This is a genomic window from Roseofilum sp. (genome assembly GCF_982964205.1).
This window is the reverse complement of sequence record NZ_CEZBFX010000013.1, coordinates 61,902-72,511: the sequence shown is the minus strand read 5'-3', so window position 1 is coordinate 72,511 and position 10,610 is coordinate 61,902. Positions and strand designations below refer to the sequence as shown.

The 10,610-nt window shown below is 46.3% G+C and carries 13 protein-coding genes; 6 read left to right on the top strand and 7 right to left on the bottom strand.

What is annotated here, in order from left to right; genetic code table 11:
* From petN to AC3A14_RS06005, 3 genes are all read left to right on the top strand, one after another.
* Window positions 1-247 (top strand): cytochrome b6-f complex subunit PetN (gene petN / locus AC3A14_RS06015; RefSeq protein ID WP_487778939.1); only part of this gene is annotated, 247 nt, incomplete at its 5' end.
* A 21-nt stretch (window positions 248-268) separates the two neighbouring features.
* Window positions 269-418, top strand: a complete 150-nt coding sequence (locus tag AC3A14_RS06010) for a hypothetical protein (RefSeq protein ID WP_271941320.1) — start codon at window positions 269-271, stop codon at window positions 416-418.
* Window positions 419-511: 93 nt separating this feature from the next.
* Window positions 512-949 (top strand): hypothetical protein, encoded by a 438-nt coding sequence (locus tag AC3A14_RS06005; RefSeq protein ID WP_318734673.1) that lies wholly within the window; start codon window positions 512-514, stop codon window positions 947-949.
* Window positions 950-1,124: 175 nt separating this feature from the next.
* Here the strand turns inward: AC3A14_RS06005 and pirA are convergent, their stop codons facing one another.
* Window positions 1,125-1,277, bottom strand: a complete 153-nt coding sequence (gene pirA, locus AC3A14_RS06000) for an arginine synthesis PII-interacting regulator PirA (protein WP_271941314.1) — start codon at window positions 1,275-1,277, stop codon at window positions 1,125-1,127.
* Between the two features lie 196 nt (window positions 1,278-1,473).
* Here pirA and cobM point away from each other — a divergent pair, with 196 nt between their 5' ends.
* The gene (gene cobM, locus AC3A14_RS05995) at window positions 1,474-2,244 is read left to right on the top strand and encodes a precorrin-4 C(11)-methyltransferase (protein ID WP_318734671.1); all 771 of its coding nucleotides are present in this window, start codon (window positions 1,474-1,476) and stop codon (window positions 2,242-2,244) included.
* Window positions 2,245-2,249: 5 nt separating this feature from the next.
* On the opposite strand, the gene AC3A14_RS05990 is transcribed toward cobM, so the two are convergent.
* From AC3A14_RS05990 to AC3A14_RS05965, 6 genes are all read right to left on the bottom strand, one after another.
* Window positions 2,250-3,038 carry a Uma2 family endonuclease gene (locus AC3A14_RS05990; protein WP_318734668.1) on the bottom strand — a complete coding sequence of 263 codons (789 nt, stop codon included), beginning with the start codon at window positions 3,036-3,038 and terminating at the stop codon, window positions 2,250-2,252.
* A 65-nt stretch (window positions 3,039-3,103) separates the two neighbouring features.
* Window positions 3,104-4,450, bottom strand: coding sequence for a replicative DNA helicase (gene dnaB / locus AC3A14_RS05985; protein WP_318734666.1), 1,347 nt, complete (start codon window positions 4,448-4,450; stop codon window positions 3,104-3,106).
* Between the two features lie 184 nt (window positions 4,451-4,634).
* Window positions 4,635-5,795: an NAD(P)/FAD-dependent oxidoreductase gene (locus AC3A14_RS05980; RefSeq protein WP_318734663.1), complete on the bottom strand. Its 1,161-nt coding sequence runs from the start codon at window positions 5,793-5,795 to the stop codon at window positions 4,635-4,637.
* A 2-nt stretch (window positions 5,796-5,797) separates the two neighbouring features.
* On the bottom strand, window positions 5,798-7,210 hold the full coding sequence (locus AC3A14_RS05975; protein ID WP_487778938.1) for a cobyrinic acid a,c-diamide synthase CobB: 1,413 nt from the start codon (window positions 7,208-7,210) through the stop codon (window positions 5,798-5,800).
* 226 nt (window positions 7,211-7,436) lie between these two features.
* Window positions 7,437-7,571, bottom strand: a complete 135-nt coding sequence (locus tag AC3A14_RS05970; protein ID WP_318735914.1) for a ribonuclease HepT family protein — start codon at window positions 7,569-7,571, stop codon at window positions 7,437-7,439.
* A 50-nt stretch (window positions 7,572-7,621) separates the two neighbouring features.
* Window positions 7,622-8,392: a DUF1350 family protein gene (locus AC3A14_RS05965; protein WP_318735917.1), complete on the bottom strand. Its 771-nt coding sequence runs from the start codon at window positions 8,390-8,392 to the stop codon at window positions 7,622-7,624.
* A gap of 218 nt (window positions 8,393-8,610) precedes the next feature.
* Here AC3A14_RS05965 and gmd point away from each other — a divergent pair, with 218 nt between their 5' ends.
* Together gmd and AC3A14_RS05955 are read left to right on the top strand one after the other, a co-directional pair.
* Complete coding sequence (gene gmd, locus AC3A14_RS05960; RefSeq protein WP_318735919.1) at window positions 8,611-9,639, top strand: GDP-mannose 4,6-dehydratase; 1,029 nt, start codon at window positions 8,611-8,613, stop codon at window positions 9,637-9,639.
* Window positions 9,640-9,658: 19 nt separating this feature from the next.
* The gene (locus AC3A14_RS05955; RefSeq protein WP_318735922.1) at window positions 9,659-10,609 is read left to right on the top strand and encodes a GDP-L-fucose synthase family protein; all 951 of its coding nucleotides are present in this window, start codon (window positions 9,659-9,661) and stop codon (window positions 10,607-10,609) included.
* Window position 10,610: the final 1 nt, after the last annotated feature.

Genomic DNA, 10,610 nt, shown 5'->3' with positions numbered 1-10,610 from the left:
ATTCCCCATTCCCCATTCCCTATTCCCCATTCCCCATTCCCCATTCCCTATTCCCCATTCCCCATTCCCCATTCCCTATTCCCTATCCCTCGACTCCCCACTCCCCATTCCCTTGTATGATAAACAATGGAGTAATACGGTTGTTTTAAGATTAACTATGGACATTCTCTCTTTAGGTTGGGTTTCCTTGCTGGTGATTTTCACCTTCTCTATCTCTATGGTCGTTTGGGCAAGAAACGGTTTCTAAGTAATATCTGAGGGAAAGCTCATGGAATCTCCACTTTTCGCCAGTCTCGTTTGGGCAGCTTTTGCCTTATTGATCTTGGTAACAGGCGGAGTCGTTTATCTTACCTTAGTAGACTGGAACGATCGCCGCAGGCGACTCAAAGAAGAGCGAGAAAATCGTTCTTCATCTTAATAATGGGGTAAATGGCGGTATTGGGGGATGGGGTGACGCTCCTGAACCCGATCGCCGATTCCCTGTCATAGCTTCCCGAAACATCGAATCGCCATGAAAAACTCTGATACCATTATCTTAAAAGCCTTCTTATTTACCATTACCGAGTGTGAAGAGGCATTACCCTTAAGCCTCAAGTTTGGTATTCATCAAGTGATTAAAGATTGGGATAATGGAAACTCAAAAGCCCTCGTTGCCCTAGAAGAATTGCTCTATAACTATGATGAAATTCTGCCCCTCTATCAACAAGCTTGTGTGACGCTCCAGCAAAACAAGGTTAAACCCGAAATACAGGAAGAAGTAGAGGAAGTAGAGGAAGAAAAGGAGACCGCTTCACCTCCCCTACCTTTACCGAACTTAAAAACTGTTGGCTTTATGATTTTACGCGCCGAAGATCCTCAAGGGGTAGCGAAACGGAAATTAGAAGAGTATCAGGCTTCTCCAGAGTGGTATTTGCAGCTAACCCTAGATGACTTCAGCAACGAATTGTAAGCTCTAAGACGGTCATATTAGAGTGAAGGTGAGCTGAGTCGGGCGATCGACCGCGCTATAAAAGGGCGCTTCGTGTCACGATTCAGACAGGAAACGCCCTTATACAATGCAAGTGTTGTGCGTAGGTGCAGATTAAGTTTTTTTGACGAATTACCGAATTCGTCAGAATCAAGCCTTATCCTAGATAGTCTGCTTCCGCTTCTAGCTGATGGACTAGAGAAACATCGCCTTTAGTACGAGCGACCTCTAATCTGTGTTGTAGGTTTTTGCGTAGGTTTTCTTTATGCGCTTGAGCGGCTTGTTGGAGTTGTTGGCGTTTTTTGTTCATGATAAACAGTTTTTTGACTTTTGATAAGGTAGATTGGTTTTCTTTCTTTTAAGATAACTGATTTAGCGAAAAATTGTAGCCAGAGTTACGAAATTTTAACAAACCCTTGGCCAAGCCTTTTCCGTCCTATCGTTGGCGTAGCGCGCCTGATAGGGCTGAGAATTTTGCCCAACTGGAACCTCTTTGGAGCTTTTCAATGACTGACATCCCCCTAAATCCAGCCGTTTATATTGTTGGAGCCGGCCCTGGTGACCCGGAATTGCTGACGGTTCGCGCTCAACGGATTTTGGCTCAGGCCGATGCAATCCTGTATGCCAACTCTTTGGTTCCGAAGCAGATGTTGCTCGATACCCGCAAAGATGCCGAGTTAATCCCGACGGGTCATCAAACCCTGGAGTCAATTTTACCGATGATGATTGAGCGGGTGCGTCAAGGTCAGGTAGTCGTGCGGTTGCATTCAGGCGATCCGAGTTTGTACAGTGCCATTGGCGAACAAATCCAAGGGTTATCGGAAGCAGAAATTCCGTTTGAAATTGTACCGGGAATCAGTGCTTTTCAGTTGGCAGCCGCCCGCTTGGGGGTAGAGTTAACGGTTCCGGAGTTGGTGCAGACGATCATTTTAACGCGGGTGAGCGGCCGAGCATCTCAAATGCCTTCAGGGGAAGAGTTAGAGTCTTTGGCGGCCCATCAAGCAAGTTTATGTTTATATTTAGCCGCACGTCATGTGGAGCGTTCCCAAGAACAGTTGTTACAGCATTATCCGGCAGATACTCCAGTGGCGATTTGTTATCGGTTGGGATGGCCGGATGAGAAGATTGTGGTGGTTCCGTTGGAGAAGATGGCACGTGAAACCCAGGAACAGGAGTTAATACGGACGACGTTGTATGTGATTAGTCCAGCGCTGAAGGGAATCGGAGGGCGATCGCGGCTTTATCATCCCGATCATTCCCACTTGTTTCGTCCTTAACGTTGTCATTTATTCAGACTATCTGGATTGATACCCAGTTGCTGAAGACGTTCTCTTAACTGTTGAATGGTCTGCTCTTGCTCTTCAACAACTGCTTCAGCGCGATCGGCTCTTTCCTGTTGCTGTTCCTTTTCCTGACGTTCAAGTTCCTTTTCTTGATACTGGCGATCGCGCTCTAGTTCAGCCGTCTCTGCTCTCTCTTCTGGAGTCAGATAGCGATCGCCGTTTTCATCATACCAATAGAGCCATTCTCTGGTAATTCCTTGATAAGTTCCTCGATCTGTACCGATGCCTAAATTGAGTTGGGATAACCAGACCGGTTCTCCAGATAATAATTCATATTCCCCCCCCTGGAGTTGATAAACTTCTAGCTTCTGTTTCTTTTTCCGTAGGGGATTATAGATTACATAGTAGAGAACTCCCAATTGGGCATATTTTTGTTTTTTCTCGCTATATTCTCCTCTTGGTGTTGTGGAGACCACTTCTAACACGAAAGTTGGAATTTCTCTCTCCTCCCAAAGAACATAAGATAACCGTAAACCTTCATCAACGATCCGAGGGACACCGATACTTAAAAAACCATCGGGGACAATAGCGGGTTGGTTCGGATCGGTGTAAACTCCCATATCCACGCCAAAGAACCAATCCATTCGCTCTGACCAAATGAGTGCGAGCATCGCTTTGAGGAGTGTGGGAATTAAATCTTGTAGTTCATTATCCACAGGAGTCTCATCCGAGTCTGGTAAATCCTGCGCCGAGGGTAAACTATTTCTGAGATGATATTTCAGTAGCATAAGTTGACGAGGAGTTTCTCTTTATTTTATCGCAGACTTTAGTTTATCCCATGACATACATTGATCTAATTGGGGGGTTTTGCCAAGTTGCGGAACCGGGTAAATTCAGGGTCGAAGAGCAGTTTAACGACTCCAGTAGGGCCATTGCGGTGTTTGGTGACGATCGCTTCGGAGATCGCGCGATCGGTGGTATCGGGATTATAATACTCATCTCGGTATAACATAATTACCAAATCCGCATCTTGCTCAATACTGCCGCTTTCCCTCAAATCAGACATCATCGGCCGTTTGTTAGTGCGCGACTCTACCGAACGACTGAGCTGAGATAAAGCAATAACCGGTACATTTAATTCACGTGCTAGCCCCTTAAGTTGCCGAGTAATTTTCGAGAGTTCTTGCACCCGGTTATCGCTACTTCCTTCCATCAGTTGCAGGTAGTCGAGCAGTACTAATCCGAGTTGTCCTTGTTCGGCTTGCAGTCGGCGAGCTTGCGATCGCATCTGAGTCACGGTCGTATTTGCCGTATCATCAATATAAATCGGCAACTCAGACAGATTAGTTTGCGCTTCAATTAAAGGCTCCCATTCCGTTTGACTAATCCGCCCTGACCTGAGACGATTACTTTCAATTCCCGCTTCACTAGAGAGCAAACGCAGCGCTAATTGCTCTTTCGACATTTCCAAACTAAAAATAGCGGCGGCCAAGTGACTCGTTTGGGCAATATTGTTCGCAATATTGAGCGCGAAGGAGGTTTTCCCCATTGACGGTCGTCCAGCAATAATAATCAAATCCGATCGCTGAAATCCCCCTGTCATCGCATCAAGATCGTAAAATTGGCAGGGCAAACCCGGTAAAATTTCTCCTGTACTTTGAGATTGGATTTCTTCATAGGTATGAGTTAAGGTTTCTGCTAAAGAAACGAGACCTTTTTGTACGCGATCTTGGGTGAGATTAAAGATTTTTTGTTCGGCTTGGTCGAGAATTTGTTTAATATCAGTCGCCGTATCATAACCCAACTGCACAATTTCATGACCTGCTGTAATCAGTTGACGACGCAGATATTTATCCATGACGAGTTTGGCATACTCGTCAATATTCACCGCGCTCACCGTACGGTCGAGCAGTTGTACCAGTTTGCTCTGACCGCCTACTTTGTCTAATAGGTTCTGGTCAGAGAGCCAACTGTTCACGGTCATAAAATCCGTTGGTTTCCCACTGTTGTGGAGAGTGAGAGTCGCTTGGTAGATTTTTTGGTGTGCGGAAATGGAAAAGGCTTCGGGGCGCAGAATATCCATCACCCGATTAATAGCTTCTGGGTCGAGTAGAATACCGCCGAGGATGGATTCTTCCGCCTCAATATTTTGGGGAGGAAGGGTGTCGGGAAGAGCTGGAAGGCTGGACTCGCTGACCATGGGAATAGGAAATAGTGCGATTCGTTCGCTAAACACTAGACTAACGTGTTATTTTAGGGGATTAGCGGCAAAGTTAACTACCTATAGGTTGATTGGAGATCGCTATGAACCCACAAAAAAATAGTAGAACCTTGACAACGTGCCTCAAACCATAACCTAACTGTTCTAACCAACTCCTTCTCTGCTATAGGATAAATGGAGATAACAGGGGATCGGGAGTACCGATTAACTGACGAGCAAACCGGGGGGCGATCGCCGGAACTAAGGTAATGGGAGCGGTAAACCCAGAAAACACATATAGCCCTTCTCGTTTGGGTATTGCCCCCATAATGGCAAAATTCTGATGCACAAATGCCACTAAACAAGAATGCCAGGTTCCCGCCTCTTGAGCTAAAGAGGGTAAGATTTGGCCAACTTTTTGGCGAATTTCTTTCTCACTCCTTTGGGGATTAATCTGAGCCTGGGGATCGGTTACGGTGCGGCTCAATTGTCCTAATAATAATCTTCCCCCTAGAAACTGTACCGCACCAGTATCAACAATGGCAGGGGCTAACTCGTGTCCCGGTTCATCCCAAAGGAATTCCAATTCTGGACGACTTGAATAGGTTTCAAGCTGATAGAGTTGGGTTTGGGAAGGGATGATAAAATTAGACAAACGCTTGTCCGTGTTGACAATTTCTACTAATTCCGCATGGGTAAAATAAATAGGAATATCAATTCCAGCTTGTTTGAGTAGTTGTCGAGTCCATCCTCCAGCACAAACGACTACGTTTTTCGCCTGATAGGAGTCTTCGGAAGTCCTGATATGATAGGACCGATCCAGCTCCTTACCTAATTCCTGGACTTCCCCAATTTCCATGACTCCCCCTTGACGGATTGTCGCCTGTTGATAGGCTTGATTGAGGAGAATGGGGTTAACCTGAGCTTGCTGTAAGGTAAAAGCACTAACAATTGCCTCTGGATTCAGCAAAGGTTCGATTTCACAGGCTTCTTGGGGGGTTAACATCTGAAATGGATCGCTCATCTGCTGGTAAGCGGCGATCGTGTATTCCACATCTTGCCCTGGATCGACGGTAAACAGGAACTCTACTGCTCGAAATTCTGTATCCATACCTAATTCATTGGATAATTGCTCGTGTCTGGCTTTTCCTTCATGGAATAATGTTCCTCTGTCTCCCGAAGTGCCATACCAATGAACGCCTCCATAACTATAGTGAGTTGCCCGATCTCCATCAGTGCTTTGATCTAAAAGGAGTATCTCTAATCCTAGCTTACTGAGTTCATAGGCTAGAGCGCTTCCGGTAATGCCTGCTCCAATTACAATCCAATCATAGATTTTTGTCATTTTCACCTACTTCCTTCCCTAATTGCCAACATTTTTTGCACAAAGCGCTGAGGAATATCCCATCGATCGCCCCAGTGTAAATGCAAATAGGATGCATGAAGATTATAGATTTGCCATCCTTCGCTTACCGGGTGCGTATGGCGATCGTAGCCTTTTAATTGAAATAAGGGAAGAGTTGACTGTTCTTTACTGGGGAAAGGGGGAGTGAGTTGGGAGCGGTGAAACTCATGACCTTGAAGGGTTGAACCGGCTTCTACCAAGGGACTATGATTGAGGACGGTGGCTTGTCGATAGCCGAGGGTGAGCTTTTTCTCCATGGTGGCATTAGAGGGCAAAATCCCTACCATCGGCCAAGTTTTGCCTTCAAAGGTGGTGAGACTTTGGCACAGAACCATTAAACCTCCACATTCGGCATAGGTGGGCAGTCCGGCTAAAATAGCTTGGTAGATGGCGTTGCGAGCGGGTTGATTGTCCGAGAGTTGCTCCGCGAATATTTCGGGAAATCCTCCCCCGAAGTAGAGTCCGTCAATAGCAGGGGGAAGGGTGCGATCGCCTATTGGACTCCAGGGAACGAGTTCTACCCCGAGATGTTGCAGCAGATCTAAGTTATCGGCATAGTAAAAGCTGAAAGCCGGATCTTGGGCGATCGCCAATCGGACTTTGCTCGGGGATGGGGGGATAGGGAGATGGGGGGATGGGGAGATAGGGAGATGGGGGGATGGGGGGATAGGGAGAAATTGCTGCAATTTTTGCCAATTAAAATGATGTTTGCCTAAGTGGGCTAATCGGTCTAAAATCCGGTTCAAATGGGGTAATTCGGCCGTGGGAATTAGCCCTAGATGGCGGTCGGGAATGGTAATTTGAGTTTGACGGGGAAATACGCCTAAAATCGGCAGATTGAGGGGTTCTAGCGCTGCTTCTAGGTATTCTTGATGGCGATCGCTCCCCACCCTATTTAGCACAATTCCAGCTAAATTAAGGCTGGGGTCGAAGGTTTGGAAGCCATGGGCGATCGCCGCGACAGAATTGGACATGCGCCCGCAATCTAATACCAGCATCACGGGTAAGTTTAGTAGTTTGGCTACATGGGCGGTAGAGCCGAAATAGCGATCGTCCGGGTGGCAATTATAGGGCAAGCCATCAAACAACCCCATCACCCCTTCCACCACCGCACAATCAGCCGTTTGCCCATGATGCAGATAACAGGTTTTCACCCATTCTGGAGAGGTTAACACCGGATCTAAATTGCGGCAGGGGCGACCTGTAATATAAGTATGAAACATGGGATCGATATAATCCGGCCCCACTTTAAACGATTGTACCGATACCCCTTGTTCTCGTAAGCTGGCCAAAAGCGCTAACGTGATGGTTGTTTTCCCCACTCCAGAGCGATCTCCCGCAATTATTAATCCCATAATCAAATCAAAGATTTTATTTTTCCACGATTAGGATTTGGTGCTATTTGGTAGCATTTGGAGGAAACTTGACGGAAATCAGGCAATCTATCCCTCTTTTTCTTCTGTGTGTCTTTGTGGTTAACCCCCTTCATGCTCATGCCAGAATCAGACAATGTTAAGCTAGGGGATAGCAATATTTTCTGGGAGATTAACAGAATATGGCGATCGCACGCAATTCATGAAGTCAATAGATATCATCCTCTAAATCTGAGAGAATTCTTTTAATCGCCCGATCTAGCGTGGGAATTTCAGTATTAACCCCATCCCAAATAATATCATAACCAACTCCAAAATTATCATGAATCAACGGGTCACGCATACCAGTATCTTTTGAGCTAGAAACCCGGTTTCTTTAAGAAATAGGGTTTCTTAGAACGCTGGATTGAGCCATCGCAGAATTTCGGCTTTTAACCGAGTAATATCCTTGTAAACAAATTCCTGTTTCACCCATTGTCCCATGGCATCTAGAGGACTAAATTCTCGTCCTGCTTGCCAATTAATATCTTGTCCAGTAGGCGTTAAATGATTACCGGGAAGTCTTTGTAAGGTCACCATCTGGGCAAACCTGGCTCGTAAAATTTCAATTAACCTCGAACTTTGATCGATATCGTCTTTCTGAAAGCGAATTAACAGATTGCGTCGGATCTGATAATCTTTCTGGATCAAAACTTCTGTTTGTTCTGGAGAGGGAGTGAATTCCAATTGGAACATGCTGGCCAGATTGAGTTCTTCACCCAGGGGAATCGATTGATTAACGGGATAATTATTGTAGGCAATGAAAATATTTCCGGCACGATTTATTTTGGGCAAACTGCCGATTATCAGATGCAGTTTACAGCCCATACTATGGCCTAAACCGTAAATGGGTAAATAGCGTCGTCGCAGTTTTCCTAAACGCTCTAATTGAGTTAAGGTCTGATTGAATTGCTCTAAAACCGATCGCGCAATCTGATAATGATCGAAGGTATTGATAAAGGGGGTGGTGACGATAATATAGCCTTGAGCGGCGATCGCCTCCAATAACCAGCGATAGGTCACATGGGGAGCTGCACCCACAAACGCACCACCCAGAAAATGAACGATCGCGATCGGTCTTGGGGGCACTAATACCCAATTTTTATCAATCTCTAACCAGTCCATGATTTTATTTTTTACTATAGATTAACAGAGCAAATTGGGGTTTGGAAGATTTTAGAACCTGGCCTTCTCAGGAGCCACATGGGATGAGATCACCTTAAGAGCCAAGGATGGAATGTTAAGCTAGGTGGGGCGTTCTCTGAATGCCCATAACTCATAGGTTTTAGGGTCGGCATCAGGTACCATTAACTCTAACTTAAACGACGCAAGGAAGATTACCGATGACACAACGCAAGCGATCGCTGATTACAGGAATTACCGGTCAAGATGGTTCTTATTTAAGTGAATTCTTACTCGAGAAGGGGTACGAGGTTCACGGAATCATTCGCCGCAGTTCCACCTTCAACACCGATCGCATCGACCATATTTACATCGATCCCCATGAAGAACAAGCCCGATTTTTCCTCCACTACGGCGATCTCACCGATGGGACAACCCTCCGCCGGATCTTAGAAGAAATTCAACCCCATGAGGTCTACAACTTAGGCGCTCAATCCCACGTGCGCGTCAGTTTCGACTCCCCCGAATATACCGTTGATACTGTTGCCATGGGAACCCTACGGCTCTTAGAAGCGATTCGAGACTACCAACAGCGTACCGGCAATCAGGTCAGATTCTATCAAGCCGGATCGTCCGAGATGTTTGGGAAAGTCCAAGAAGTGCCTCAAAAAGAAACCACCCCCTTCTATCCCAGAAGTCCCTACTCCTGCGCTAAAGTCTATGCCCATTGGCAAACCATTAACTACCGGGAATCCTACAAATTATTTGCCTGTAATGGCATCCTGTTTAACCATGAATCCCCTCGTCGAGGTGAAACCTTTGTTACGCGTAAAATCACCCGTGCAGTGGCTCGGATTAAAGCCGGACAGCAAAAGAAACTCTATTTAGGGAACTTGGATGCCAAACGGGATTGGGGATATGCCAAAGACTATGTACGTGCCATGTGGCTCATGCTTCAGCAAGATGAACCGGATGATTATGTCATCGCCACCAATGAAACTCACTCCATTCGCGAATTTCTTGATATCGCCTTTACCCATGTGGGTTTAAGCTGGCAAGATTATGTGGAGTTTGACGAGCGCTATTTACGTCCTGCGGAAGTGGATTTACTCATTGGTGACCCTAGTAAAGCCAAAGAAAAGCTGGGTTGGGAACCTTCCGTTACCTTCGAGGAGCTAGTAAAATTGATGGTGGACTCCGATCGAGAAGTGCTAGAGAAAGCCAAACAGTTGGGCAATGGATTTGACTAAGGCAGATTGAGGAAAAAAGATGACCACCATAGAATTGCAAGATAAGCGGATTTTGGTCACAGGAGGCGCGGGATTTCTCGGTCGTCAGGTGATCGAGCAGCTAGAGGGAGCTGGAGCGAATCAAAATCATATTACCGTTGTGCGATCGCGCGAACACGATCTTCGGCAAATGGGTGAGTGCGAGCAAGTTGTCCAAAATCAAGATATCATCATCCACCTGGCTGCCCATGTGGGAGGAATCGGTCTCAACCGGGAAAAACCAGCAGAACTATTTTACGATAACTTGATGATGGGAACCCAGCTCATCCATGCGGCTTACCAAGCGGGTATCGAAAAATTTGTCTGTGTGGGAACCATTTGCGCCTATCCGAAATTTACCCCCGTTCCGTTCAAAGAAGAAGACCTCTGGAACGGCTACCCGGAAGAAACCAACGCTCCCTATGGGATTGCCAAAAAAGCACTCCTGGTTCAGCTCCAATCCTATCGGCAACAATATGGGTTGAATGGCATTTTCCTCTTGCCAGTCAACTTATATGGGCCAGAAGATAACTTCGATCCGAGTAGTTCCCATGTGATTCCCGCCTTAATCCGCAAAGTCTACGAAGCTCAACAACGGGGAGATACAACCCTTCCGGCTTGGGGAGATGGATCGCCGAGTCGTGAATTTCTTTATTCCACCGATGCCGCACGGGGCATCGTGATGGCCACTCAGAAGTACAATGACTCTGAACCTGTCAACTTAGGAACCGGCTACGAAATCACCATCCGCGATTTAGTCGAACTGATTTGTGAGTTAATGGAATTCAAGGGCGAAATTATCTGGCAAACGGATAAACCCAATGGTCAACCCCGCCGATGCTTAGATACCCAACGGGCAAAAGACTGGTTTGGGTTTAGGGCGAATATGGAGTTTCGCGAAGGGCTGAAACGAACAATTGACTGGTATCGCACTTATGGAGAGGCGGCATAGT

Bases quoted from the DNA above. Each gene is read 5' to 3' on its own strand.
- AC3A14_RS05970 (WP_318735914.1), bottom strand. From the start codon at position 7,571: ATGCGTGACCCGTTGATTCATGATAATTTTGGAGTTGGTTATGATATT.
- AC3A14_RS05980 (WP_318734663.1), bottom strand. From the start codon at position 5,795: ATGACAAAAATCTATGATTGGATTGTAATTGGAGCAGGCATTACCGGA.
- AC3A14_RS05955 (WP_318735922.1), top strand. From the start codon at position 9,659: ATGACCACCATAGAATTGCAAGATAAGCGGATTTTGGTCACAGGAGGC.
- AC3A14_RS05965 (WP_318735917.1), bottom strand. From the start codon at position 8,392: ATGGACTGGTTAGAGATTGATAAAAATTGGGTATTAGTGCCCCCAAGA.
- dnaB (WP_318734666.1), bottom strand. From the start codon at position 4,450: ATGGTCAGCGAGTCCAGCCTTCCAGCTCTTCCCGACACCCTTCCTCCC.
- AC3A14_RS06010 (WP_271941320.1), top strand. From the start codon at position 269: ATGGAATCTCCACTTTTCGCCAGTCTCGTTTGGGCAGCTTTTGCCTTA.
- pirA (WP_271941314.1), bottom strand. From the start codon at position 1,277: ATGAACAAAAAACGCCAACAACTCCAACAAGCCGCTCAAGCGCATAAA.
- cobM (WP_318734671.1), top strand. From the start codon at position 1,474: ATGACTGACATCCCCCTAAATCCAGCCGTTTATATTGTTGGAGCCGGC.
- AC3A14_RS05990 (WP_318734668.1), bottom strand. From the start codon at position 3,038: ATGCTACTGAAATATCATCTCAGAAATAGTTTACCCTCGGCGCAGGAT.
- AC3A14_RS05975 (WP_487778938.1), bottom strand. From the start codon at position 7,210: ATGGGATTAATAATTGCGGGAGATCGCTCTGGAGTGGGGAAAACAACC.
- AC3A14_RS06005 (WP_318734673.1), top strand. From the start codon at position 512: ATGAAAAACTCTGATACCATTATCTTAAAAGCCTTCTTATTTACCATT.
- gmd (WP_318735919.1), top strand. From the start codon at position 8,611: ATGACACAACGCAAGCGATCGCTGATTACAGGAATTACCGGTCAAGAT.